Origin of the sequence: Nocardia sp. NPDC051570 (genome assembly GCF_044454005.1) — a bacterium.
In the GTDB taxonomy this organism is placed as follows: domain Bacteria; phylum Actinomycetota; class Actinomycetes; order Mycobacteriales; family Mycobacteriaceae; genus Nocardia.
On sequence record NZ_JBITDI010000007.1, the window covers coordinates 1 to 24,815 of the forward strand.

Consider the following 24,815-nt stretch of genomic DNA (forward strand, 5'->3'; position numbering starts at 1 on the left):
ATGGCCGACAGCAGCGCACCGATCGTGGTCGGGATCAGACATACCAGCAGTGACACCATGACGATGCCGGTGACACCGTTGACGTCGAGGGCTTGACTGTCGGGCACGCCCGGGTTGAGGGCCTTGGCGAAGATCGCCAACGGCTGCAACGTCGCCACCGCGAACACGAAGATGATCGTCAACGCCGCCAACAGAATGTTCAACGCGATCTCGTTCGGCGTCTTCTGCCGCGACGCACCCTCCACCAGCGCGATCATCTTATCGATGAACGACCCACCCGGCTCCTGAGTGATCTTGACGACGATCCGGTCCGACAACACGGTCGTGCCACCGGTCACCGCCGAGCGATCACCACCGGACTCACGGATCACCGGCGCGGACTCACCGGTGATGGCCGATTCGTCCACCGACGCAATACCCTCCACCACGTCACCGTCACCGGGGACGACCTGCCCGGCCTCGACCACGACGTAGTCCCCGCGCGCCAGATCCGGCGCCGCGACCTGCTCCTCGGTGACCCGTTCCTGGCCCGGATGCCAGTCCACGAGTCGCCGAGCGACGGTATCGGTCTTGGCCTTACGCAGCGCGTCGGCCTGCGCCTTACCACGCCCCTCCGCGACCGCCTCAGCCAGATTCGCGAAAATCACTGTCAGCCAAAGCCATACGACAATCGCCCAGGCGAAGAACGTCGGCTTGGTCAACGCGAGCACCGTGGACCAGACCGCGCCGATCTCCACGATCAACATCACCGGATTACGCCACAACGTGCGCGGATCCAGCTTCATACACGCGTCCGGCAGGGCCTTCATCAACATCTTCGGGTCGAACAGGCCGCTGGATACCCGCCCCTTCGACGGGGCGGCAGCCTCATCCCGAGGTTTCTCGAGGGTGGGGGTGGTCATTGGTGAATTCCTTCGGCGAGCGGCCCGAGCGCCAGCGCGGGCAGGAAGGTGAGGGCGACCAGGATGATCGTCACGCCGACGACCATTCCGACGAACTGCGGCCGGTGCGTGGGCAGTGTGCCGATCGACTCCGGGGTGTGACCCTGCGCCGCCAGCGAACCGGCGAGTGCGAGAGCGAGCACGATCGGAATGAACCGGCCGAACACCATGGCCAGGCCGAGTGCGGTGTTCCACCAGGTGGTGTTACCGCTCAGGCCCGCGAAGGCCGACCCATTGTTGTTGGCCGCGGAGGTGAAGGCGTACAGCACCTCGGTCAATCCGTGTGGACCGGTATTGGCCATACCCGCGCGCTCACCCGGCAGGGCCATCGCAATCGCGGTGCCCACCAACACGATCAGCGGGCTCACCAGGAAATACGAAGCGGCGAGCTTGATTTCGCGCGGGGTGATCTTCTTGCCGAGGTATTCCGGTGTGCGCCCGACCATCAGGCCCGCGACGAACACCGTGATGACGGCCAGGATCAGCATGCCATACAGACCCGAACCGGTACCACCGGGCGCGACCTCACCGAGCTGCATATTGAACAGCGGCCAGAGCCCGCCCAGGCTGGTGTAGGAGTCGTGCGCCGAATCCACCGCACCGGTCGAGGTGAGGGTGGTCGCGGTGGCGAAGGTCGCGGAATCCGAGACGCCGAAACGGGTTTCGACACCTTCCATGGCCGCGCCGATCGCCGTGGGGACGGTGCCGTGGTGGCGCAGCTGGAAGAAGTTGGTCAGGAGCAGGCTGACGATCGCCAGGGTGCCCATTACGGACACGATCGCATAGCCCTGCTTGGTACTGCCGACCATCCGGCCGAAGGTGCGCGGCAGCGAGAAGCTGATCACCAGCAGCAGGAAGATCTCCAGCCAGTTCGTCCAGGTCGTGGGGTTCTCGAACGGGTGCGCGGAGTTCACGTTGAAGAAGCCGCCACCGTTGGTACCGAGCTCCTTGATGACCTCCTGGCTGGCGACCGGGCCGCCCGGCAGATTCTGCGTACCGGTATTGCCCACGGTCTGCGCGACCTGGTCGAATACGTGGAAGTTCTGGATCACGCCGCCCGCCACCAACACGATCGCGAAGACGAACGCGATCGGCAGCAGGATGCGGATGGTTCCCCGCACCAGATCCACCCAGAAGTTGCCGAGGTCGCTGGTGTGGTTGCGAGCGAACCCGCGCACCAGCGCGATCGCCACGGCCATGCCGACCGCGGCGGAGACGAAGTTCTGCACCGCCAGGCCACACATCTGCACGACGTAGCCGAGGGTCGACTCACCGGCGTAGTTCTGCCAGTTGGTATTGGTGACGAAGCTGATGGCGGTGTTCCACGCCAGATCGGGCTTCATCTCGGTGCCCGGATCGGTCAGATGGAAGGGCAGGTGCCCCTGCACCAATTGCAGGAAGAACAGGAACAGCACGCTGATCGCCGAGAAGGCCAGCACGCTGCGGGCATAGACGGCCCAGGTCTGTTCGACACCGGGTTCCACGCCGATGGCCTTGTAGATGACTCGCTCGGCGCGATTGTGCTTCGCACTCGAGTAGACCCGATACATGTAGTCGCCCAGCGGGACATGGACGACGGCAAGCGCGATGACCAGGGCCGCCGCAAAGACGATCCCCGCAGTAATCGTGTTCACCTAGAACCTCTCCGGGAACAGCAGCGCCGCGACCAGATAGACAGCGACGCCGACGGCTAGCACCAGACCGATGACATTTTGTGTCACAGCCGTTCCACTCCCCGCTGGATCAGGCCGAGCAGGGCGAAGATCCCCACGGTCAGCAGCGTGAACACCACGACAGACATGTGTGTCGAAACCTCTCTTCGATTACGGCGCACCCTGATGCGCCGCAGTGAGTACAGCGTCAATATTTGCCGAAAGCAGGCCCGTTAACGCCTTCTTATCGTCTCGTGAGCCCGCCTTGACGGCTCACTTACGGGGATTCCTGGTGTGTCGTGGCAGGGGCGTCAATAGGGGTGGCGAACCCGTCAAGAAAGCGTCAACGCTGCCGATCGGCAGGAAATCGGGGTGCACAGTATGACGTTTGGCCGCCGCATCTCGGGTGGCCGGCAACCGATTTCAGAGGAGATGAAGTGCCGGACTTCGCGGTCACGCTGAGTGTGATACTCGGCTTCTTGGCCTGCGCACTGTTCCTGCGCGTGCTCACGACCGCGGACGATCGGACCAAGGTGCGCGTGCCGCGAGACTCAGGATCTTCGACACGCGCGATGATGGACGAGTGAAACGCGGCCAATTACGCATCTACCTCGGCGCTGCCCCCGGCGTGGGCAAAACCTTCGCGATGCTGTCCGAAGCGCATCGGCGGGTGGAACGCGGCCGTGATGTGGTGGCCGCGGTCGTAGAGACGCACGGACGTAAGAAGACCGCGGAGTTACTCGAGGGCATCGAGCGGATTCCGCTCAAGTCGATGACCTACCGCGGCACGACCATGCCCGAACTCGATATCGAAGCGGTCTTGCGGCGCAGGCCCACCGTCGTGCTGATCGATGAGCTCGCCCACACCAACGTGCCCGGCTCCAAACACGAGAAGCGCTGGCAGGATGTGCACGAAATCCTCGACGCCGGAATAGATGTCATCTCCACGGTCAATGTGCAGCATCTGGAGAGCCTGAACGACGTCGTCGAACAGATCACCGGGGTTGTGCAGCGAGAAACCGTGCCGGACTGGGTGGTTCGCGGCGCCGATCAGGTCGAGCTGGTCGATATCACGCCGGAGGCGTTGCGGCGCAGAATGTCCCACGGAAACGTCTATGCCGCCGACAAGGTGGACGCGGCATTGCGCAACTACTTCCGTCCCGGAAACCTCACGGCGCTGCGGGAATTGGCGCTGCTGTGGCTGGCCGATCAGGTCGACGCGGCGCTGGCGAAGTACCGCGAGGATCACAAGATCACCGCGCTGTGGGAGGCCCGCGAGCGAGTCGTCGTCGCGGTCACCGGTGGGCCGGAATCGGAGACGATCGTGCGCCGCGCCAGCCGCATCGCCACCAAATCCAGTGCCGATCTGATCGTGGTGCATGTGGTTCGCGGCGATGGGCTGGTGGGCGTATCGACCCAGCGGCTCACCCGATTACGGGATCTGGCCAACAGCCTCGGCGCGAGTCTGCACACCGTCACCAGCGAGGACGTGCCGACCGCACTGCTGGATTTCGCCCGGCAGGTCAACGCGACCCAATTGGTGCTGGGCACCTCGCGGCGCTCGCGCTGGGCGCGGATCATCGACGAGGGCATCGGCTCGACCGTGGTGCAGCTCTCGGGGAAGATCGACGTGCACATGGTCACCCACGACGAGGTCAAGCGCGGCTTCCGCTGGTCGTTGCTGGCTCCGGAGCGCAAGGTGTCCTCGTGGCTGCCCGCCCTGCTGGTGCCGTCGGCGATCACCGCGATGTGCTACTTCTGGCTCGACAACCATCTCGATCTCGATGGCGAGAGCGCGCTGTACTTCATCGGCGTGATCGCGGTATCGCTGCTCGGCGGTGTCGCGCCCGCCGCGCTGTCGGCGATTCTCGGTGGCGTCCTGCTCAATTGGTTCTTCGTCTCCCCGCGCCACAGCCTCACCATCGCCGAGCTGAACAACTTCCTCACGATCGTGGTGATGGCCATGGTCGCGGTCGCGGTGGCGGCGCTGGTGGACATCTCCGCCAAGCGCACCCGCGAGGCGCGGCAGGCCTCGCGACAGGCCGAGCTGCTGACCCTGTTCGCCGGCGCGGTCCTGCACGGCGCCGACCTGCACGATCTGCTCGAACGCGCGCGCGAGACCTACGGTCAGCGGGCGGCCAGCTTCGCCACCGACGACGAGGTGCTGGCGTGCGTGGGCGAGGAGCCGCCGCGCCGGGTCGCCGATGCCGATACCGCCATCGAGGCCGGTGACGACGAGCATTGGCTGCTGCTGAGCGGCCGCTCGCTCACCCCGACCGATCGGCTCGTACTCGGCGCGGTCGCCAGTCAGGCCGCTGGGCTGGAACGCCAGCGGCAGCTGTCCGACGAGGCGCAGGCCGCGGCCGGGGTACTCGAGACCGACCGGCTGCGCCGCGCTCTGCTCTCGGCGGTCAGCCACGATCTGCGCACGCCACTGGCCGGGGCCAAGGCCGCGGTGTCGAGCCTGCGCAGCGACGATGTGGAGTTCTCCCCCGAGGACACCGCCGAATTGCTGGAAACCATCGAGGAATCCGTCGATCAGCTCACCGGGCTGGTAGGCAATCTGCTCGACTCCTCGCGGCTGGCCGCGGGCGTGGTCAAGCCTCAGCTCAAGCGCGTGTACCTGGAAGAGGTGGTCAATCGCGCGATCGTGGGTGTCACCATGGGCACGCGCGGGCTGCGGCGGGCCGCGATCGACCGGATCAAGGTCGAGGTCGACAGCGTCGCCGTGCGCGCCGACAGCGGCCTGCTCGAGCGAGTGCTGGCCAACCTCATCGATAACGCGCTGCGCTACTCGCCGGGCGACACGCCGATTCGCGTGACCGCCGAACGCGTCCGCGATCGCGTGTCGATTACCGTCGTCGATTACGGTCCCGGGATGCCGACCGGCCTGGAGGACCAGCTGTTCGAACCGTTTCAGCGCCTCGGCGATCGCGACAACACCACCGGCGTCGGGCTGGGCCTGTCGGTGGTGCGGGGATTCGTCGAGGCCATGGGCGGCACGGTCCACGCCGAACCGACACCCGGTGGAGGGCTGACGATGGTGATAGACCTGCCGGCCGATCAACAAGAACAGGAGAACGGGTGACGACACCGGCGATAGGGCCTCGCGAGCGCGACCAATCCCAGGCCGCATCGACGAAGGTGCTCGTGGTCGACGACGAGCCGCAGATCCTGCGGGCACTGCGCATCAATCTGTCGGTGCGTGGCTACGAGGTCATCACCGCCTCGACCGGCGCCGCGGCCCTGCGCGCCGCGGCGGAGAAACATCCGGACGTGGTGGTGCTCGACCTGGGCCTGCCCGATATGGACGGCATCGATGTGCTCGCCGGCCTGCGCGGCTGGAGCCAGGCGCCGGTGATCGTGCTCTCGGCGCGCACCGACTCCAGCGATAAGGTCGAGGCCCTCGACGCGGGCGCCGACGACTATGTGACCAAACCGTTCGGTATGGACGAGTTGCTGGCCCGGCTGCGCGCGGCCGTGCGCCGCTCGGCCACGGTCGGCGACAGCGCCGATCCGGTCGTCGAAACCTCCTCGTTCACGGTCGATCTCGCGGCCAAGAAGGTGACCAAGCACGGCCAGGACGTACATCTCACCCCCACCGAATGGGGCGTACTGGAAATGCTGGTCCGCAACCAGGGCAAGCTGGTGGGTCGCCGAGAACTGTTGCGTGAGGTGTGGGGTCCGTCATACGCGACCGAAACCCACTACCTGCGCGTCTACCTCGCCCAGCTACGCCGCAAACTCGAGGATGACCCGTCACATCCCAAGCACCTGCTGACCGAAGCGGGAATGGGCTACCGCTTCCAGTCGTGAGACCCAAGCGCGCCAAGTGAATCGGCAGCGCCGTCCTGCGAAGGGCATACCTGCAGGTTTGCGACGCGGCGGGGGGGGTGGGGGGGGGGGGGGGGGGGGGGGGGCGGGCGGCCCCCCCCCCCCCCCCCCCCCCCCCCCCCCCCCCCCCGAGCCTCAGGCGTCGCAAACCCGTCGAGCGAAGCGAGGCCATCAGACACAGCCAATAGACTCGCGGTATGTCCGAACAGACCGTTGCTCCTGGTTCCACCTCGACCGCCCCCGCGTCGACCACGCTGTGGGTCGAGCGCACCGGGACGCGGCGCTATACCGGCCGCAGCTCGCGCGGCGCCGAGGTGCTCGTCGGGTCCGACGGTGTCGAGGGTGTGTTCACCCCCGGCGAGCTGCTCAAGATCGCGCTGGCGGCTTGTACCGGGATGAGCACCGACTCCCCGCTGTCGAATCGGCTCGGCGACAGCTATGACGTGACCATCCGGGTGTCGGGTGCGGCCGATCGTGAGAACGAGGTATATCCGCAGCTCGACGAGGTGGTCGAACTCGATCTGAGCGAACTCGACGAGGCCGGGCGCGAGCGGGTGCTGGTGACCGTGCAGCGGGCCATCGATAAGGTCTGCACCGTGGGTCGCACGTTGAAGACCGGCACGAAGGTGAATCTGTCGTTCCAGATCGATGCGTGATGGCCGATCCGGTTCGGCTGAGCGCGTGGGTGCACGGGCAGGTGCAGGGCGTCGGGTTCCGCTGGTGGACCCGTTCGCGGGCCCTGGAACTGCGCCTGGTCGGATACGCCCGCAACACCAGCGACGGACGAGTGCATGTGATCGCCGAAGGGTCGCGGGCGATATGCGAGCGGCTGCTGACTCTGTTGCGGTCCGGCAACACGCCTGGCCGCGTAGATCTGGTTGTGGAAGACTGGGGCGCCGCGCAAGGCGGTTTCACCGGCTTCGAGGAACGATAGCGGCGGGGAACAGGGAGTCGATCGTTGGCAACTGACAAGTCCGGCAACCTCTCCGGCAACCCCGAATCGAACGAGCCCGCATCCGGGCCGGAATCAACGGAGCATGCGAGTCCGGGCATCTCGCTACCGCAATCGCATGCGGCGGAGACGACGCCCGCCGTGGAGTCATCGGCACCGGACGGCGACGAGACCGTGCGGATGCCGCTGGCGGAGCCCTCGCCGACCACTCCCCTACCCGAGACGCCGGATCCGTTGCCCGATATATCTTCTGGGCCCTCCGACGAGCCCGTCGACGACGAGCCCACGCGCCGGATGCGCGGCAGCATCGCGCGGCAGGAGCCCGGCGTCACCCGCCCGCGCCCGCCGACGCTGGCCGAATCCCGCGCCCGGGATAAGGCCCGCAAGCGGGCCGAGGAGGCGCAGCGGGCCGCCGAGGAGGCGCTCGAGGCCAAACGCAAGCGCCGCAAGAAGATGCTCATCGGCGGCGCGGCGATCGTCGGCGTGGCCGCGGTGGTCGGCGCGGGTTACCTTGCCTACGAGGCGGTCACGGCCCCCGACGAGGTGACCGCCTACTGCACGCAGGTCGATAGCAATGTCGTGGTGCCGGATCAGGACTGTGAGGCCGCGCAGGCGGCGTACACCTCGAGCCCCGGCTACCACAGCGGCGCGCTCATCCCGGCCCTCTTCCTCTTGAATGGCCATCAGTACCGCTACTACTACGGCGGCAACAACACGGTCGGTCGCCCGCCCAGCGGCGGCAGCACCATCGCGCCCAGCCATGCCACCACGAGCACCAAGAGCGGCACCGTCGTTCGTGGCGGGCTGGGCAGTAAGAGCGGATCGAGCTCCGGTGGGGGCTCCAAGAGTGGAGGTTCCTAGTGCGACGCGTACGCAGCCAGCCCCGGGCGAGCTGGCAGCGGATCATTGCCGATCAGGGGCTGGTGTACGGCTCCCCGGGCATCGATCAGAACGGACATCCGCGACCGTACTGGGACGAATCGGTGCATTACGAATTCGATCTCGACGAGATCCTCGGCATGGAGGCCCAGGTCGAGGTGCTGCATTCGATGTGCCTGCAGGCCTGTGAGCAGATCGTGCTCACCGAGCGATTCGCCGAATTCGGTCTGCCGGAATGGAGTTGGGGCCCGATCAAGGAATCCTGGCAGCGTTCGGATCCCTATGTCTACGGCCGCTTCGATATGCGCTACGACGGCCGCGGTCCGGCAAAGCTGTTGGAGTACAACGCCGATACGCCGACCTCCCTGCTGGAGGCGGCAATCGTGCAGTGGCACTGGCTGACCGACAAGTACGCCGGCGACGATCAGTGGAATTCGTTGCACGAGAAGCTCGTCGAGCGCTGGACCGAACTGCGCGAGAACCATCTACCCACGGCCGAACTGCATTTCACCTGGTCCTCGGCCGACACCAGCGGTGAGGACAACGTCACCACCGCCTATATGCAGGAGACCGCCGCCGAGGCCGGTTTCGACACCGTCGCGCTGCCCATCGAGGAGATCGGCTGGGACACCGAACTGGACCGGTTCGTGGATCTGGCGAATGCGCCGATCCAGTCGATCTTCAAGCTGTATCCGTGGGAATGGGTGCTCGACGACGATTTCGGCAAACGCGTGGTCGATTCGGTGCCCCAGCACATCTGGATCGAGCCGCTGTGGAAGACCATGTTGTCGAACAAGGCGCTGCTGGCGGTGCTGTGGGAGATGTATCCGGGCCATCCGAATCTGCTGCCCACCTATCTCGATGATCCGCACGAGCTCACCGAGTACATCCGCAAGCCGAAACTCGGCCGCGAGGGCGCGAATATGACGATCGTGGGCGCGGGGCTCGAGGCCGCGACCGGCGGGGTGTACGGCGAGGAGGGCTTCGTCTATCAGTTGCTCGACCCGCTGCCCGACTTCGACGGCATGCGACCGGTGGTGGGCGCCTGGATCGTCGGCGATACTGCGGCCGGAATGGGAATCCGGGAGACCCCCGGCCTGATCACGGACGACAGCTCGACCTTCGTCCCGCACCGCATTCCGACCAAGTAGCATCCACGCGACCCGAAACCATCACCACGGAGGATCCCCTTGGCTACCACCCTCGCGCTCGAATCGGGGTATTGGAGCACGATCGGTCACGGCGTCGGCGCGATCATCCTGTACGCCGTCGTCGGCCTGCTGCTGATGCTCATCGGCTTCTGGGCCGTCGACATCACGACCCCGGGCCCGCTGCGCAAGATGGTCTGCGCCGGTAATCCGAACGCGGTCGTGGTCGCCGCGGCGGCCATGGTGAGTATGGCGTTCATCGTGGTGCTCGCCATCTACGCCTCGGCCGGGAAGCTGTCGGAGGGACTGATCGCCACGGCGATCTACGGTCTGGTCGGCATTGCGGCACAGGTGATCTCGGTGCGCATCCTCGAACGGGCGATCGGCCTGGACATCGGCGGGCTGCTGAAGTCACCGACCTATGCGGTGCAGTCGCTGCTGGTCGCCGCCGCGCATCTGGGCATCGGCCTGGTGGTCGCCTTCGCGATCATCTAAGCCGCGGCGAATGCCAGCAGCTGTTCCAGCGGCCAGGTATTGACAACCCGTTCCGCCGCAACGCCATTGGCGAGCGCACGCTCGCATCCGTAACCCTGCCAATCCAATTGGCCGGGGGCATGCGCGTCGGTATCGATGGAGAAGTAGCAGTCCATCTCGACCGCCAACCGGATCAGGCGGCTCGGCGGATCGCGGCGTTCGGGACGGCTGTTGATCTCGACGGCGGTGCCGTAGCGGCGGCAGGCCTCGAACACCACCTCGGCGTCGAATTCGGATTCCGGGCGGGTGCCGCGGTCGCCGGTCACCAAACGGCCCGTGCAGTGGCCCAGCACGTCGACATTCGGATTCGCCACCGCGTACACCATGCGCTTGGTCATCGTCTCGCTGTCGTCGCGCAGATGCGAATGTACGCTGGCCACCACGATATCCAGGCGCTCGAGCAGCTCCGCGTCCTGATCGAGCGAACCGTCGTCGAGGATGTCGACCTCGATTCCGGTGAGGATGCGGAACGGGGCGAGCTCCTCGTTGAGCTGCGCGACCACATCGAGCTGGCGGCGCAGCCGGGCCGCGGACAGCCCGTTGGCGATCGTCAGCCGGGGCGAATGATCGGTCAGCGCACAGTACTCGTGGCCGAGGGCGATGGCCGTGCGCATCATCTCCTCGATCGGGCTGCCGCCGTCGGACCAGTCGGAGTGGGTGTGCAGATCGCCGCGCAGCAGGGTGCGCAGTTGAGCGCCCTCGGGTGCGAGAGATCTTGCGGCCATGCGCAATTCGTTCAGCCGATCCGGGACGGCGCCCGCGGCGGCCTGCGCGATCGCCGCCGCGGTCTTGGGCCCGATACCCGAAATGTCGCGCCAGCTACCGTCTTCGCGGTACCGATCGAACTCGGCCTCCGACAGGGCGGCCACCGCATCGGCCGCCCGCCGGTAAGCCCTGACCCGATGCGTCTCGCTGCGGGAGCGCTCCATCCAGAACGCGATCTCCCGCAGCATCTGCACCGAAATCCGTTGGGACACTACCTGATCCGGCTGTACTTCATGAATGCGACTCCATCCTCGAAGATACGACTGGTCGATACCCGGAACCGGGTCGGCTCCGGCAGCCGGGCGCCGACGCCGAACAGCGGGCGGCCCTTACCCAGCACGATCGGATACAGCTTCAGGAATACCTGATCGATCTCCGGCAACAACACCTGCGCAAGTTCACCGCCGCCGCACAACCAGATCCCGAGTCCCTTCTCCCGCTTGAGTTCTCGCACCCGGGCCAGCGGATCGGACGCGATCAGCTCGAGGCCCGGATCCGGGCTCTCGGGCAGCGTCGTGGACACCACGAACTGCCGCAGATGCGCATACGGACTCGAGGTTCCGGTGCGCACACCGAAGTCGTGGGTCTTGCGGCCCATCAGCACGGTGTCGAAGGTGCTGCCGGCCTTGTCCACGCCGAGGGATTCGCGCACCTTCGTCGGCAGGGTCTCCGGATACTGCGCGGTGATCGCCGGACCGTGATCACCCCCGACCGGGAAGAAGTCGACCGAACCGTCCTCGGTGGCGATGAAGCCATCGATGGTCGATGCGACGTAATAGGTCAGTTTGCGCATCCGTCCTCCGTTTCACGGTCCCTACTCGATAGGCCCGCAATGAAAACGGTAGCGCTTCAATCGGACCCCTCGCAGACCTTCCAGTCCCGGGCGTCAGCCTCGGGGCTTCGTCTGACACCGAGGGCAGGAGAACGACGAACGATTCATGAACTTCTCGCGGCGGATCGCGGCGCCGCAGCGGCGGCACGGTTCATCCTCGCGGCCGTAGGCGGCCAGGGACCGTTCGAAGTAGCCGGACTGACCGTTGACGTTGACATACAACGCATCGAAGGAGGTGCCGCCGGCGAGCAGGGCCTCCCCCATCACCGCTTGCACATCGGTGATCAACCCGTGCAGGGCGGGGCGGCCGAGTTTCGCGGCGATGCGCTCGCCGTGGATTCCCGCGCGCCACAGCGCCTCGTCGGCATAGATGTTGCCGATACCCGAGACCACCGTCTGATCGAGCAGCACCCGCTTGATCTCGGACTGTTTGGCCCGCATCTTCGCGACCACGGCCTCGGCATCGAAACGGGAATCGATCGGATCGCGGCCGATATGGGCGACCGAATCGGGTACGAGCGTGCCGTCGACCTCGACGATGTCGTTGAGTGCCCAGCCGCCGAACGTGCGCTGATCGATGAAACGCAGCTGGGCGCCGCTGTCGAGTGCGGCGACGATATGCGCATGCTTCTCCAGCGGCGCATCGGCGGACTGCACCAGCATCTGCCCGCTCATCCCCAGATGCACCACGAGTGCGGTGTCGGGATCGTCGAAGGTCAGCCACAGGAACTTGCCGCGGCGCCGGGCGGATTCGACCCGCAGCCCGGCCAGCCGCGCGGCGAGATCGTCGCCACCCATGAGGTGCCGACGGACCGAACGGGGATGTTTGACGGCGACGGATTCGACGACGCGGCCGACCACATGTTCGGCCAGACCGCGTCGCACGACCTCGACCTCGGGAAGTTCCGGCATTCTCAGCCTTCGGAATTCAGGGCCTGCCAGGCGGCCCCCGCCGCCTTCTGCTCGGCTTCCTTCTTGGAGCGACCGATGCCCTTGCCATAGGCCTGACCGGCGATCACCGCGGTGGCGGTGAATTCCTTGTCGTGGTCGGGCCCGGTGGAGGTGATCTCGTAGCTGGGCACGCCGATACCGCGCTCGGCGGTCAGCTCCTGCAGGCTGGTCTTCCAATCCAGCCCGGCACCCATGCGCGGACCGCGCTCGAGCAGGTCCGCGAACAGCCGCAGCACGACGCTGCGGGCGATCTCGATGCCGTGCTGCAGATGCACCGCACCGAGCAGCGACTCCATGCCGTCGGCGAGAATGCTCGGCTTGTCGCGACCGCCGGTCAGCTCCTCGCCCTTGCCGAGCAGCAGATGGCGACCCAGGCCACCCTCGCCGAGAGCACGTGCGACCTCGGCCAGGGCGTGCATGTTCACCACGCTGGCACGCAGCTTGGCCAACTCGCCCTCGGATTTGGCCGGATGCTCGAGATACAGCCGTTCGGTGATGCTCAGACCGAGCACCGAGTCACCCAGGAATTCCAGGCGCTCGTTGGTCGGCAGACCGCCGTTCTCGTAGGCGTAGGAGCGATGGGTCAGCGCGAGCCGGAGCAGATCCGGGCGCACCTCGACGCCGAGCGCCTGGAGCAGAGAGGTATGGTCAGCGGCTTCGCCCACGGCGGGTGCGTCCGCTGAATCCTTGCTGGCGGTCACGATCTCGGCTACCGGATCCGCGCGATCAGATCGCGGAAGTGACCTGACGGCCCTTGTAGGTGCCGCAGTTCGGGCAGGCGATATGCGGCAGGGTCTTCTGGCCGCAGGCCCGGTTCGGGCAGGTGATCAGGGTCGGCGCGGTGGCCTTCCACTGGCTGCGGCGCGCGTGGGTGTTGGCACGAGACATCCGGCGCTTCGGAACGGCCACGACTAACTCTCCTCTGTCGTCGAACTTGTCGAGCCGCTACGGCCCGCAAGAGAACGGTCTACGTCTGATTCTGCTGCGGTGTCGGCCGCGAAATTCGCGAGCCCCGCCCAGCGAGGGTCCAGTATCTCATGCTTGTGATCAGAACCCGCAATCGCCATCCGCACACCGCATTCCGGGCACAGTCCCGGGCAGTCCGGTTCACACAGCGGCTGCAGCGGAAGCTCCAGGCCGACGGCGTCGACGACCACCGGTTCCAGATCGACCATATCGTCGACCAGGCGGTGGATCTCGTCTTCCTCGGTGGTCTGCTCGGTCGCGCTGTTCGGATAGGCGAACAGCTCGGTGAGCTGCAGCTCGATCTCGTCACTGAACGATTCGAGGCAGCGCGAGCACTCGCCCTCGAGCGTCCCGGCGACCGTCCCGGTAACCAGCACGCCCTCCGAGACGGACTGGAAAACCAGATCCAACTCGAGCTCGGCGCCGGCCGGAATGCCGACCAGATCCAGGCCGATCTTCTCCGGCACGGTCACCATGCGATGCAACTCACGCATCGACCCAGGCGCACGGCCGAGGCTGCGCATATCCAGCACGAAGCCACCGTCCGTCTGACGACGACGCGGATGGGAACCGGATTCGGCGGGCATCACGAACTCACTCAAGTTTGGGGATTGGTTGGGCAACCACTCAACAATACGCGACGCCCACCGGCCGGCCCAAACCGCGCCCGCTCACCTCAGCGGCGGAACTCCGAGGCATAGTCGGCGATGCCGACGCCACTGCGCAATTGCTGACGCCCGCGCCCGACCGTGCGCAGGGTGTTGTGCAGGGACTCCTCGAAATCGGCGAGCTTGGAATCCACGTATTGATCGCATTCCTCGCGGAGGCGATCGGCCTCGGCGTGCGAGCCATCGATCAATCGCGCCGATTCCGAATGCGCGGCCCGCACGACCTCGGTCTGGGAGACCAGCCGGTCCTGCTCGGCCTGGCCCTCGGCGACCGAGCGGTCGTAGGACGCCTGGCCCGCCGCGATCATGCGATCGGATTCGGTGCGCGCCCGGTCGGTGACCGCCTCGTATTCGGCCTTACCGTCGGCGACGACGCGATCGGCCTCCGACTGCGCGGTGCTGACCATGTGATCGGCGTGCGCGCGGGCCTCGGCGACCATGCGGTCGGCATGCGCCTTGGCGTCGGCCAGGATGCGATCGGCCTCCTCACGGGCGCCCGTCACGGTCAGATGGGCCTGTTCGTTGGCACCGGAGACCGTATTCTCCGCGGCCGTGCGGGCGTCGTTGACGATCTTGTCGCGATGGTCGAGCACGTCCTGGGCGTCGTCGAGTTCGCCCGGCAGGGCCTCGCGCACGTCGTCGAGCAATTCGAGTGCATCGCCACGCGGGATTATGCAGTTGCGGGTGGGCGGGATACCCCGCGCCTCTTCCACGATCGCGACCAGCTCGTCGAGTGCTTCGAATACGCGATACATCTGACCCCACTCTCCTGCCGAACTCTCTCTCGGCCCAGTGTGCCTCTCGTCACGATCATCCGCCCAGTTCACCCCCGGTGTGTCGTGAGGTGTTTCCAACGCCACAAAATCAAGTGGAGGAAATCTCTCCACTTGGTGTTAACTTGGTTACCAAGCGGTAGATCAGTCGGTATCCGGCCACCCCGGATCCGGCGACGGTGGATCGGAAAGACAATGGCTGTCCTGTATCCGGTACCTCCGGGCATGTGGGTAGACCCGCAATCCGGCCCGGATATGTCCGCGCATCCCGAGACGGCCGAGGATCGCGCGACGGCGCCGAACTCCTTGGCCCGCGTAGGCGCGTATCTGCGCGGCGACCACTGGTTCCCGCAGCTGATCCGCTTCGCCCTGGTCGGCGGACTGAGCAATGTGGGCTACTTCCTGTTGTTCCTGGCCTGCTACGGCGGCGGCCCGCAATTGGCCAACCTCACCGGCTCGATCGTGAGCACGGCCCTGGCCAACGAACTCCACCGCCGCCTCACCTTCCACGCCGCCGACCGGGTCAACTGGCTCACCGCCCAACTCGAGGGCGGCGGCCTCGCCCTGGCCGGCCTGGCCATCACCTCCGCGGGCCTGGCCATCCTCGACGTGGCGGCCCCCACCCTCAACGACATAGCCGAGGCCCTGGCGGTAGTCGCCATCACCGCCGCGGTAGGCGCCCTCCGCTTCCTCACCCTCCGCCTCTGGGTCTTCTGACCCCACTCCCCCAACGCCGCACCCTTTCCCGCACCTCGCACCCCTTCCAGCCATCCACAGCCGGTGCGAAGCGCGGGAAAGGGTGCGGAGAGAAGCTGGTCACCTGAGCAAGGAACCGCAGGTGAGTACCCCGCGTCATAACGGAGCAAACATGTTCTTCGGGTACTCGATTCGGAGGTGTTGCTGTGAACGATTGCCAGGGATGTCGGGTCGCGTGGCTGCGGGCGATGCGCGTATCCAGCACACGGGTACGTCCGGTCGTCCATCGCGGCGAACCGTGTGAAGGGTTCCCCGCGCGGCGAATTCGACGGCCCCGGACCGATCCCGAGGCTCAGTGAGTGCCGGGCGGCCGCCGAAGCTCGCACCGCAGACGGACCTGCGCGGCCGATGCGGACCATCCGAGCCGGCGCCACAGGCCCCGCCTACCGCGATCCATCGGCGCGGCGAGGCCTTGCGATGCGGCCTGAGCGACAACGAGATCCGCCGCTACCATCGCGGGCAGCGGTGGCGGCGCCTGCGGCGGGGCGCCTATGTGAACGATGCGGCCTTCGTCGATCTCGATGCCATCGAACAGCATCGACTCCTGATCGACGCGGTCCTGCCCGAGATGGCCGATCAGACGGTGCTCAGTCACCAGTCCGCCGCGTTGATCTACGGCTGCGCGCTGTGGCAGGTCCCGCTCGGCCGGGTCTGTGTGACCCGCAACCGCCGCCACGGCGGCCGGATCAAACCGGATATGAAGATGCACTGCGCACCGGTGGACGAGGTGTCGATGGTGGACGGATATCGGCTGACCACCCCCGCGCGCACCCTCGTCGATCTGGCCCGGACGCTGTCGCTGGAGCCTGCACTGGCCGTCGGCGACGCCCTGGTGGGCATGTTCGGCATCGAGTGGACCGACCTCGCGATCGAATTGGAGCGAGCCAAGTTCCGGCACGGCATCGCCCATGCGAAACGGGTGGTGGCCCGGCTGGACGGGCGCAGCGAGAGCGTCGGCGAATCCCGCAGCCGCGTCATGCTCGAACGCCTCGGATTCCCCGATCCGATGTCGCAGGGCAATGTGTTCGACGCCACCGGCACCCTCATCGGACGAGTGGACTTCTACTACGAGAAGTCCGGCGTCCTGTGCGAATTCGACGGTCGAGCGAAATACGGCCGCCTGCTACGCCCCGACCAAACCCCCGCGGACGCCGTCTACGCGGAGAAGCTCCGCGAAGACGCCCTACGCGCCTCGGGTTTCCAGGTAATCCGCTGGACCTGGAACGACCTGTCGGACAACACCGCGGCCCCCCGCATCCAGGCCGCCATCACCCGCGGCACCCAAACCACCCCAACCGGCTACATCCACCCGGCCCCGCTCCGAGACCCCCGCCCCCTGGACATCCGCCCGATCTAACCCCGCACCCCTTCCAGCGCTTCGCACCCCCTGCGGCTGCCCACAAGGGGTGCGAAGCGCCAGAAAGGGTGCGGCCCAACCTGAGGCACGGCTCAATCCGAGGCGGGCTCAACTTGAGGTGCGACTCAACCCGAGCGGCCCTTCGCACCACTTCTGGCGCTTCGCACCGGCTGTGGCTGCCCGCAAGGGGTGCGAAGCGCGAGAAAGGGTGCGGCTCAACCCGAGGTGCGGCTCAAGCCGAGTGGGCCTTCGCACCAGTTCCCGCGCTTCGCACCCGCTGTGGCTGCCCGCAACGGGTGCGAAGCGCGAGAAAGGGTGCGGTTCAGGCCGGGGGCCGAGCGGTTCGGTTGAGGGTCGGGTCAGCCTTGGCGTTCGGCGAGGCGGGTGAGCAGGCGTTTGTGGACGGCGGGGGGGACCATGTCGGTGACGTCGCCGCCGAAGGTGGCGACCTCCTTGACCAGGGAGCTGGACAGGAAGCTGTCGGCGGGGTTGGAGGCCAGGAAGTAGGTGTCGACGCCGGAGAGCTTTCGGTTCATCTGGGCCATCTGGAGTTCGTAGGCGAAGTCGGTGGTGTCACGCAGGCCCTTGACGATCGCGGTGATGCCCTGCTCGCGAGCGAAGTCGACCAGCAGCCCGTACCAGGATTCGACCCGCACATTGGGCAGATCGGCAGTGGCCTCACGCAACATCTCGATGCGCTCGTCGACACTGAACATGCCCTGTTTGCTCTTGTTGATCATCACGGTCACCACAAGTTCGTCGAACTGTGTAGCCGCCCGCCTGATCACATCGAGATGCCCATTGGTCACCGGATCGAACGACCCCGGACACACCGCTCCAGCCATACCCAAACGCTAGCAGCACAACCCGCGCCCGAATCCTCGCACCCGTTCCGTGTCTTCGCACCGGCTGCGGGCGTCCGCAACCGGTGCGAAGGGCGGGAGAGGGTGCGAGGTTGTGGGGGTTAGGGGAGGTACTCGGCGAGGTCGAGGCGGGTTTCGCCGTAGGTGCGGGGGTTGAGGGGGGAGAAGGCTGGGGGCCAGGGGGTTTCGGGGGTCCGGGCGGAGCGTTCGACGACGATCAGGGCGTCGGGGTGTAGCCAGCCGTTGGTCGACAGCGCCGACAGGTCGGCGGCTATCTCGGCGGTGTCCACCGCGTATGGGGGATCGGAGAACACCAGATCGTAGGGGGCGGCCGGCGCGGCGGCCAGCGCGGAAACGACCGTGGCCTGGCGTAATTCGGCGCCGGGCAGGGCGAGCTCGGCGATGTTGGTGCGCACGATTCCCGCTGCCTTGCGGTCGGATTCGATCAGCAACGCGTGAGATGCGCCGCGGGACAACGCCTCCAGGCCCAGCGCGCCGGATCCGGCGTACAGATCCAGCACCCGCACGCCGTCGAAATCCATGCGCGCCGCCAGCAGATTGAACAGCGCCTCGCGCACCCGATCCGAGGTCGGCCGGGTCCCGGCGGGCGGCACGCGCAGCCGCCGCCCGCCCGCGACCCCGGCAACGATGCGGGTCATTCGGCCGCGGTCTCGTTGGGCCGCACGTCGACGAGCAGATCCCCGCCCTCGACCTGTTGCACCTTGGCGATGGCGATGCGCCGGACGACACCGGCGCGCGGCGCGGTGATGGCGGCCTCCATCTTCATGGCCTCGATCGTGCCGACGGTGTCGCCGGCGGCGATCGCGTCGCCCTCGGAGACCACCAGCGTGACCACGCCCGCAAACGGGGCGGCGATCTGGCCCGGATTGGCCTTGTCGGCCTTCTCGGCGGCGGGAATCTCGCTGGCGATGGAGCGATCCCGCACGGTGACCGGGCGAAGCTGACCATTGAGAATGCACATCACCGTGCGCATTCCGCGATCGTCGGGCTCGGAGATGGCCTCGAGTCCGATGAGCAGCGTGACGCCCTTCTCCAACTGCACGCGATGCTCCTCACCGTGGCGCAGACCGTAGAAGAACTGATTGGCCGACAGCCCGGAGGTATCGCCGAACTTCTCACGGTGGGCGAGGAATTCACTGGTCGGTCCGGGAAACAGCAAGCGGTTCAACGTCTCTCGCCGCTGCTCGGATGTCCCGTCCAGGGCGGCCTCATCGGCGGGCGTCAGCGCCGTCTCGGGCTTGGCGGGTCCGCGACCGGCCAGCGCGCGGCTGCGGAACGGTTCGGGCCAGCCTCCCGCGGGCGTGCCCAATTCACCACGCAGGAAACCGATCACCGAATCCGGGATGTCGTATCGGCCCGGATCGGCCGCGAAATCCGCCACGTCCACTCCGGAGCCGACCAGCGACAGCGCGAGATCGCCGACCACCTTCGACGACGGCGTGACCTTCACCAGACGTCCCAGCAACCGGTCCGCCGCAGCGTATTTCGCCTCGACCTCCTCGAACCGGTCGCCCAGCCCGAGTGCGATGGCCTGCTGCCGCAGATTCGACAGCTGCCCACCCGGGATCTCGTGGGTGTAGACGCGTCCGGTCGGCCCCGGCAGCCCGGATTCGAAGGGCGCGTAGCCCTTTCGCAGCGCCTCCCAGTACGGCTCGAGATCGCAGATGTTGCGCAGGCTCAGCCCGGTGTCGTATTCCGAATTCGCCGCCGCCGCGACGATTGCCGAGAGCCCCGGCTGGCTCGTGGTCCCGGCCATCGGCGCCGACGCACCGTCCACCGCGTTCGCCCCGGCCTGCCAGGCGGCCAGATAGGTGGCCAACTGCCCGCCGGGAGTGTCGTGGGTGTGCACGTGCACCGGCAGATCGAAGTTACTGCGCAGCGCCGACACCAGCGTATGGGCCGCGGGGGCGCGCAGCAGTCCGGCCATATCCTTGATGCCGATGATGTGCGCACCGGCCGCGACGATCTGCTCCGCCAGCTTCAAGTAGTAGTCGAGGGTGTAGAGATCCTCGTCCGGATTCGACAGATCGCCGGTGTAGCTCATCGCGACTTCCGCGACGGCCGTGCCGGTTTCGCGCACCGCGTCGATGGCCGGGCGCATCTGGTCGACGTTGTTGAGCGCGTCGAAGATGCGGAAGATATCGATACCGGTCGCGGTGGCCTCGGAGACGAACGCGCGCGTGACCTCTTCCGGATAGGGCGTGTAGCCCACCGTATTCCGGCCGCGCAGCAGCATCTGCAGGCAGATGTTGGGCACCGCCTCACGCAGCGCCGCCAGCCGCTCCCACGGATCCTCGTACAGGAACCGCAGCGCCACATCGTATGTCGCGCCGCCCCAGCACTCGATGGACAGCAACTCCGGCGTCATCCGGGACACATGCCCGGCCACCTGCAACAGGCTGGCGGTCCGCACCCGCGTCGCCAGCAGCGACTGATGCGCATCGCGGAAGGTGGTGTCGGTGACCCCGACACCCTTCTGATCGCGCAGCGCCCGGGCGAATCCATCCGGCCCGAGCCGCAGCAGCCGCTGCCGCGAGCCGTCCGGCGGCGGTGTGGCCAGATCGATCGAGGGCAGCTTGTCCCGCGGGTACACCGTGGTCGGTCGTTCGCCGTGCGGCTTGTTGACCGTGATGTCGGCCAGATAGCGCAGGATCCGGGTGCCGCGGTCGGCCGAACCGCGCTGGGTCAGCAGATGCGGGCGCTCGTCGATGAACGAGGTCGTCACCCGCCCCGCGCGGAAGTCCGGATCGTCCAGAACCGCCTGCAGGAACGGGATATTCGTGGCGACGCCGCGAATCCGGAACTCCGCCACCGCGCGTCGCGCCCGGCCCACGGCCTGCTCGAAGGTGCGGCCGCGGCAGGTGAGCTTCACCAGCATCGAGTCGAAGTACGCCCCGACCTCGGCGCCCAGATTCGCACCGCCGTCGAGCCGGATGCCGCCGCCGCCCGGGCTGCGGTACGCGGTGATGCGGCCGGTATCGGGGCGGAAGCCGTTGGCCGGATCCTCGGTGGTGATCCGGCACTGCAAGGCCGCGCCGCGGATGGCGACCGAATCCTGGCTCAGGCCGAGATCTTCCAGGGTCTCCCCCGTCGCGATGCGCAGCTGCGCGGCCACCAGGTCGACATCGGTGATCTCCTCGGTCACCGTATGCTCCACCTGGATTCGCGGATTCATCTCGATGAAGACGTGGTTACCGCGCTCGTCGAGCAGGAATTCGACCGTGCCCGCGCAGCTGTATCCGATCTGCCGCGCGAAGGCCACCGCGTCGGCGCAGATCCGTTCGCGCAGAGCGGGATCCAGATTCGGCGCGGGCGCCAGCTCGATCACCTTCTGATGCCGCCGCTGCAGCGAGCAGTCCCGCTCGAACAGATGCATCACATTGCCGTGCTCATCGGCCAGGATCTGCACCTCGATATGGCGGGGATTGATCACCGCCTGCTCCAGGAACACCGTCGCGTCGCCGAAGGCCGATTCGGCCTCGCGCATCGCGGCCTCGATCGAATCGCGCAGCTGACCCGGCTCGGCCACCCGGCGCATACCGCGCCCGCCACCACCGGCGACGGCCTTGACGAAGATCGGGAATTGCATCGACTCCGCGGCGACCGACAACTCGTCCACATCCGAGGAGGGCGCGCTGGAATCGAGCACCGGCAGCCCGGCAGCCTTGGCGGCGGCGATGGCGCGGGCCTTGTTGCCTGTGAGTTCGAGCACAGCCGAGGACGGCCCGATGAAGGTGATGCCCTCGCGCGCGCAGGCGGCGGCCAGATCCGGATTCTCCGACAGGAAGCCGTAACCCGGATAGACGGCATCCGCGCCCGCGGTCTTCGCGGCCTTGATGATCTCCTCGATGGACAGATACGCCCGCACCGGATGACCCGGCGTACCGATCTGGTAGGACTCGTCGGCCTTGAGCCGATGCACCGAATTGCGGTCCTCGTGGGGGAACACCGCGACGGTTCCGATGCCGAGTTCGTAGGCAGCGCGGAAGGCCCGGATGGCGATTTCACCGCGGTTGGCGACCAGCACTTTGGAGAACATCCGCCTAAGGTACCTGCCCGGTGAGCGGCGCCGAACCCGTGATCCGGGCTTCGCAACCATCCTCACAAACCGATCCCGCGATCTGCGAAGTTGTGTTACCGCTGCGCCGATCGCCTCCGGAATATCCCCGCGTCCCGCGTCGCTTATGCTCAACAGTGCAGCTGGTTCGTTGCGCCGACGAGTTGGAGCCCCGAGCGTCGGATACGCAGCGTCGAGCCGGTCCCTGGACCGGCGAGAGGGAACCCGGTGAGAATCCGGGACTGTCCCGCAGCGGTATGCAGGAACGACCGCCGTCATCAGCACTGGAAGCCTCCGGGAAGCGACGGCCAGTAGGAATCCGGCGAAGTACATGCCGGGCCCATATGGGGTGGCGTAGGCCGGGTCCATACGGGAAGCCTGCGAGTCCGAAGACCTGCCGACTGTGCCGGATACGCCGTATCCGGCGGCCACCGCCTCGTGGATCGGGCGGGCGGACACCAGTGTTCATACCGTGTCGTTGGGTATGGCGAAACTCGGGCGCTCCGTCTGCTTGTGGCGGTGACCCGTGGCTTCCAGCACTGGAGACATACCGTGACTGTCACAGCACATACACCTTTCACCGCAACCGTTCTCGGCATTCCGCGTATCGGGCCGCGGCGCGAACTCAAGCGCGCGATCGAGAGCTATTGGGCCGGTCGCATCGGCGCCGCCGAACTGGAGAGCGTCGCGAAATCCCTGCGGACCGACCATCTGACCGCCCTGCAGGCGGCGGGCCTGGATTCGGTACCGGTCGGCACCTTCTCCTATTACGACCAGGTGCTCGACACCGCGGTCCTGTTCGGCGCGCTGCCTCCGCGGGTCGCCGGGATCTCCGACCCGCTGGACCGGTACTTCGCCGCCGCGCGCGGGGCCGAGTCCATCGAACCGCTCGAGATGACCAAGTGGTTCGACACCAACTATCACTACCTCGTCCCCGAGATCGGGCCCGGCACGACCTTCGCGCTGCATCCGGACAAGCCGCTCGCGGAGCTGCGCGAGGCGCTGGCGCTCGGCGTGCCCGCCCGCCCGGTCGTGGTCGGCCCGCTGACCTTCCTGAAGCTGGCCAAGGGCCTCGACGGCACCGTGCCGCTGAGCAAGCTCGACGAGCTGATCCCGCTCTATCAGGAGCTGTTGCGGCAGTTGGCCGCCGCGGGCGCCGAATGGGTGCAGCTGGACGAGCCGGTGCTGGTCACCGATCTCACCGACGACGAAATCGCCCTGGTTCGTAGCACTTACACCACGCTGGCGCAGACGCCGGAGCGGCCCGCGATCCTGGTCGCGACCTACTTCGGCCGCCCGGGGCCCGCGTTGGCGGAGCTCGCGGCGACCGAGATCGAGGGCGTGGCACTCGATTTCACCCGCGGCACCGGTGTCGCCGACGTCGCGGCCGTGCCCGCACTGGCGAACAAGCTGGTCGTCGCGGGCGTCGTGAACGGCCGCAATGTGTGGCGCAACGATCTCGACGGCTCCCTGGCCATCCTGGGCACGCTGCTGGGCAGCGCCGGGAAGCTGGCGGTGTCGACGTCGAGTTCCCTTCTGCACGTGCCGTATTCGCTCACCGCGGAGCCGGATCTTGACCCGGCGCTGCGGTCGTGGCTGGCGTTCGGCGAGGAGAAGGTGGCCGAGGTTCGCACTCTGGCCACCGCGCTGCGCGACGGCACCGAGGCCGTGGCGGACGAATTGTCCACCGCCCGTGCGGCCCTGGCGGCTCGCCGCGAGGACGCCCGGCTGCACAACGAGACCGTGCGGACGCGCCTGAGCACCCTCGGCCCCGACGCGGACCGGCGCGCGCCCGCCGAGGAACGCCGTGTGCTGCAACGCGATCGGCTGAAGCTGCCCGCGCTGCCGACCACCACGATCGGCTCGTATCCGCAGACCTCGGCGATCCGCAAGGCGCGAGCGGCGTTGCGCTCCGGCGAGATCGATGCCGCCGAGTACAAGCGGCGGATGCGCGCCGAGATCGACGAGGTCATCGCCCTGCAGGAGCGGCTGGGCATCGACGTGCTCGTGCACGGCGAGCCCGAGCGCAACGACATGGTGCAGTACTTCGCCGAGCAGCTGGACGGCTTCGCCGCCACGCACAACGGCTGGGTGCAGTCCTACGGCACCCGCTGCGTGCGGCCGCCGATCCTGTTCGGTGACGTGGTGCGGAACGCGCCGATGACGGTGGAGTGGATCGCCTACGCGCAGTCGCTGACCGAGAAGCCGGTCAAGGGCATGCTGACCGGTCCGGTGACGATCCTCGCGTGGTCGTTCGTGCGCGACGATCAGCCGCTGGCCGATTCGGGCCGACAGGTGGCGCTGGCCATCCGGGACGAGACCGTCGATCTGCAGAGCGCCGGAATCCGGGTCATCCAGGTGGATGAGCCGGCCCTGCGCGAGCTGCTGCCGCTGCGCGCGGAGGCCAGGCCGGACTACCTCGAGTGGTCGGTGCGCGCCTTCCGATTGGCGACCAGCGGGGTGACCGATGCCACCCAGATCCACACCCATATGTGCTACGCGGAGTTCGGCTCGGTCATCAGCGCCATCGAGGCGCTCGACGCCGATGTCACCTCCATCGAGGCCGCCCGCTCGAGCATGGAGGTCCTCGACAACCTCGACGCCACCGGATTCCAGCTCGGTGTCGGCCCGGGCGTCTACGATATCCACTCCCCGCGGGTGCCCTCGGTCGAGGAGATCACCGCCTCGCTGAAGGCGGCGCTGAAGGCCGTTCCGGCGGAACGACTCTGGGTGAATCCGGACTGCGGCCTGAAGACCCGCGGTGCGGCAGAGGTGGAAGCCGCCCTGGGCAATATGGTTCAGGCCGCGCACGCGGTGCGCTGAATCCGATAGTGCGACAACCCCGTCCGGTGCCCCAGGCACCGGA

General features: G+C 67.2%; 23 protein-coding genes, 1 pseudogene and 1 riboswitch. Of the genes and pseudogenes, 11 read left to right on the forward strand and 13 right to left on the reverse strand.

The features are described from left to right. The 3 genes and pseudogenes from ACIA76_RS18700 to kdpF all read right to left on the reverse strand — a co-directional run. Positions 1-902: pseudogene (locus tag ACIA76_RS18700) on the reverse strand (potassium-transporting ATPase subunit B); the annotation flags it as partial. Then, positions 899-2,575, reverse strand: coding sequence for a potassium-transporting ATPase subunit KdpA (gene kdpA, locus ACIA76_RS18705; protein ID WP_397153081.1), 1,677 nt, complete (start codon positions 2,573-2,575; stop codon positions 899-901). The gene kdpA and the pseudogene ACIA76_RS18700, both read right to left, overlap by 4 nt. Further along, on the reverse strand, positions 2,576-2,662 hold the full coding sequence (kdpF, locus tag ACIA76_RS18710) for a K(+)-transporting ATPase subunit F (RefSeq protein WP_397153487.1): 87 nt from the start codon (positions 2,660-2,662) through the stop codon (positions 2,576-2,578). It lies immediately after the preceding gene. 368 nt (positions 2,663-3,030) lie between these two features. On the opposite strand from kdpF, the gene ACIA76_RS18715 reads away from it, so the two are divergent. From ACIA76_RS18715 to ACIA76_RS18750, 8 genes are all read left to right on the forward strand, one after another. Next, a complete protein-coding gene (locus tag ACIA76_RS18715; RefSeq protein WP_397153082.1) occupies positions 3,031-3,180 on the forward strand; it encodes a hypothetical protein in 150 nt (49 codons plus the stop codon). Continuing rightward, complete coding sequence (locus ACIA76_RS18720; protein ID WP_397153083.1) at positions 3,177-5,681, forward strand: ATP-binding protein; 2,505 nt, start codon at positions 3,177-3,179, stop codon at positions 5,679-5,681. The genes ACIA76_RS18715 and ACIA76_RS18720 overlap by 4 nt, the downstream gene beginning before the upstream one ends. Then, complete coding sequence (locus ACIA76_RS18725) at positions 5,678-6,409, forward strand: response regulator (protein WP_397153084.1); 732 nt, start codon at positions 5,678-5,680, stop codon at positions 6,407-6,409. The genes ACIA76_RS18720 and ACIA76_RS18725 overlap by 4 nt, the downstream gene beginning before the upstream one ends. 215 nt (positions 6,410-6,624) lie before the next feature. Continuing rightward, entirely contained in the window at positions 6,625-7,083 is a 459-nt protein-coding gene (locus ACIA76_RS18730) for an OsmC family protein (protein ID WP_397153085.1), read from the forward strand. Then, positions 7,083-7,361 carry an acylphosphatase gene (locus tag ACIA76_RS18735; protein WP_397153086.1) on the forward strand — a complete coding sequence of 93 codons (279 nt, stop codon included), beginning with the start codon at positions 7,083-7,085 and terminating at the stop codon, positions 7,359-7,361. The genes ACIA76_RS18730 and ACIA76_RS18735 overlap by 1 nt, the downstream gene beginning before the upstream one ends. Before the next feature lie 24 nt (positions 7,362-7,385). After that, on the forward strand, positions 7,386-8,240 hold the full coding sequence (locus ACIA76_RS18740) for a hypothetical protein (RefSeq protein WP_397153087.1): 855 nt from the start codon (positions 7,386-7,388) through the stop codon (positions 8,238-8,240). Then, on the forward strand, positions 8,240-9,409 hold the full coding sequence (locus ACIA76_RS18745; RefSeq protein ID WP_397153088.1) for a glutathionylspermidine synthase family protein: 1,170 nt from the start codon (positions 8,240-8,242) through the stop codon (positions 9,407-9,409). Before ACIA76_RS18740 ends, ACIA76_RS18745 begins: the two co-directional genes overlap by 1 nt. 39 nt (positions 9,410-9,448) lie before the next feature. After that, positions 9,449-9,901, forward strand: a complete 453-nt coding sequence (locus ACIA76_RS18750; RefSeq protein ID WP_397153089.1) for a DUF350 domain-containing protein — start codon at positions 9,449-9,451, stop codon at positions 9,899-9,901. Here ACIA76_RS18750 and ACIA76_RS18755 read toward each other — a convergent pair. From ACIA76_RS18755 to ACIA76_RS18785, 7 genes are all read right to left on the reverse strand, one after another. Further along, positions 9,898-10,893 (reverse strand): PHP domain-containing protein, encoded by a 996-nt coding sequence (locus tag ACIA76_RS18755; protein ID WP_397153488.1) that lies wholly within the window; start codon positions 10,891-10,893, stop codon positions 9,898-9,900. The two genes, ACIA76_RS18750 and ACIA76_RS18755, sit on opposite strands and share 4 nt — an antisense overlap. 23 nt (positions 10,894-10,916) lie before the next feature. Beyond that, positions 10,917-11,498 carry a dihydrofolate reductase family protein gene (locus ACIA76_RS18760; RefSeq protein WP_397153090.1) on the reverse strand — a complete coding sequence of 194 codons (582 nt, stop codon included), beginning with the start codon at positions 11,496-11,498 and terminating at the stop codon, positions 10,917-10,919. A gap of 93 nt (positions 11,499-11,591) precedes the next feature. After that, positions 11,592-12,449 carry a bifunctional DNA-formamidopyrimidine glycosylase/DNA-(apurinic or apyrimidinic site) lyase gene (mutM, locus tag ACIA76_RS18765; RefSeq protein WP_397153091.1) on the reverse strand — a complete coding sequence of 286 codons (858 nt, stop codon included), beginning with the start codon at positions 12,447-12,449 and terminating at the stop codon, positions 11,592-11,594. A 2-nt stretch (positions 12,450-12,451) separates the two neighbouring features. Next, positions 12,452-13,189, reverse strand: coding sequence for a ribonuclease III (gene rnc / locus ACIA76_RS18770; RefSeq protein ID WP_397153092.1), 738 nt, complete (start codon positions 13,187-13,189; stop codon positions 12,452-12,454). Between the two features lie 25 nt (positions 13,190-13,214). Next, positions 13,215-13,397 carry a 50S ribosomal protein L32 gene (gene rpmF / locus ACIA76_RS18775; protein WP_062511683.1) on the reverse strand — a complete coding sequence of 61 codons (183 nt, stop codon included), beginning with the start codon at positions 13,395-13,397 and terminating at the stop codon, positions 13,215-13,217. 2 nt (positions 13,398-13,399) lie between these two features. Then, positions 13,400-14,041 (reverse strand): YceD family protein, encoded by a 642-nt coding sequence (locus tag ACIA76_RS18780; RefSeq protein ID WP_397153489.1) that lies wholly within the window; start codon positions 14,039-14,041, stop codon positions 13,400-13,402. Between the two features lie 89 nt (positions 14,042-14,130). Further along, the gene (locus ACIA76_RS18785; protein WP_397153093.1) at positions 14,131-14,877 is read right to left on the reverse strand and encodes a DivIVA domain-containing protein; all 747 of its coding nucleotides are present in this window, start codon (positions 14,875-14,877) and stop codon (positions 14,131-14,133) included. A 213-nt stretch (positions 14,878-15,090) separates the two neighbouring features. On the opposite strand from ACIA76_RS18785, the gene ACIA76_RS18790 reads away from it, so the two are divergent. Further along, positions 15,091-15,612, forward strand: coding sequence for a GtrA family protein (locus tag ACIA76_RS18790; protein WP_397153094.1), 522 nt, complete (start codon positions 15,091-15,093; stop codon positions 15,610-15,612). A gap of 334 nt (positions 15,613-15,946) precedes the next feature. Further along, on the forward strand, positions 15,947-17,008 hold the full coding sequence (locus ACIA76_RS18795; RefSeq protein WP_397153095.1) for a hypothetical protein: 1,062 nt from the start codon (positions 15,947-15,949) through the stop codon (positions 17,006-17,008). 359 nt (positions 17,009-17,367) lie between these two features. Here the strand turns inward: ACIA76_RS18795 and coaD are convergent, their stop codons facing one another. From coaD to ACIA76_RS18810, 3 genes are all read right to left on the reverse strand, one after another. Beyond that, entirely contained in the window at positions 17,368-17,853 is a 486-nt protein-coding gene (gene coaD / locus ACIA76_RS18800; protein ID WP_397153096.1) for a pantetheine-phosphate adenylyltransferase, read from the reverse strand. Between the two features lie 119 nt (positions 17,854-17,972). Next, complete coding sequence (gene rsmD / locus ACIA76_RS18805) at positions 17,973-18,530, reverse strand: 16S rRNA (guanine(966)-N(2))-methyltransferase RsmD (protein ID WP_397153097.1); 558 nt, start codon at positions 18,528-18,530, stop codon at positions 17,973-17,975. Next, entirely contained in the window at positions 18,527-21,931 is a 3,405-nt protein-coding gene (locus ACIA76_RS18810; RefSeq protein WP_397153098.1) for a pyruvate carboxylase, read from the reverse strand. Before ACIA76_RS18810 ends, rsmD begins: the two co-directional genes overlap by 4 nt. Before the next feature lie 200 nt (positions 21,932-22,131). Continuing rightward, positions 22,132-22,366, forward strand: a riboswitch (cobalamin riboswitch). 135 nt (positions 22,367-22,501) lie between these two features. Here ACIA76_RS18810 and metE point away from each other — a divergent pair. Further along, positions 22,502-24,772 carry a 5-methyltetrahydropteroyltriglutamate--homocysteine S-methyltransferase gene (gene metE / locus ACIA76_RS18815; protein ID WP_397153099.1) on the forward strand — a complete coding sequence of 757 codons (2,271 nt, stop codon included), beginning with the start codon at positions 22,502-22,504 and terminating at the stop codon, positions 24,770-24,772. Positions 24,773-24,815 lie beyond the last annotated feature (43 nt).

What these genes read in the sequence shown, in the direction of transcription:
- ACIA76_RS18730 (WP_397153085.1), top strand. Translation starts at nt 6,625, where the DNA reads ATGTCCGAACAGACCGTTGCTCCTGGTTCCACCTCGACCGCCCCCGCG.
- ACIA76_RS18735 (WP_397153086.1), top strand. Translation starts at nt 7,083, where the DNA reads ATGGCCGATCCGGTTCGGCTGAGCGCGTGGGTGCACGGGCAGGTGCAG.
- ACIA76_RS18755 (WP_397153488.1), bottom strand. Translation starts at nt 10,893, where the DNA reads ATGCTGCGGGAGATCGCGTTCTGGATGGAGCGCTCCCGCAGCGAGACG.
- ACIA76_RS18760 (WP_397153090.1), bottom strand. Translation starts at nt 11,498, where the DNA reads ATGCGCAAACTGACCTATTACGTCGCATCGACCATCGATGGCTTCATC.
- mutM (WP_397153091.1), bottom strand. Translation starts at nt 12,449, where the DNA reads ATGCCGGAACTTCCCGAGGTCGAGGTCGTGCGACGCGGTCTGGCCGAA.
- ACIA76_RS18780 (WP_397153489.1), bottom strand. Translation starts at nt 14,041, where the DNA reads ATGCCCGCCGAATCCGGTTCCCATCCGCGTCGTCGTCAGACGGACGGT.
- ACIA76_RS18785 (WP_397153093.1), bottom strand. Translation starts at nt 14,877, where the DNA reads ATGTATCGCGTATTCGAAGCACTCGACGAGCTGGTCGCGATCGTGGAA.
- ACIA76_RS18790 (WP_397153094.1), top strand. Translation starts at nt 15,091, where the DNA reads ATGGCTGTCCTGTATCCGGTACCTCCGGGCATGTGGGTAGACCCGCAA.
- coaD (WP_397153096.1), bottom strand. Translation starts at nt 17,853, where the DNA reads ATGGCTGGAGCGGTGTGTCCGGGGTCGTTCGATCCGGTGACCAATGGG.
- rsmD (WP_397153097.1), bottom strand. Translation starts at nt 18,530, where the DNA reads ATGACCCGCATCGTTGCCGGGGTCGCGGGCGGGCGGCGGCTGCGCGTG.
- ACIA76_RS18810 (WP_397153098.1), bottom strand. Translation starts at nt 21,931, where the DNA reads ATGTTCTCCAAAGTGCTGGTCGCCAACCGCGGTGAAATCGCCATCCGG.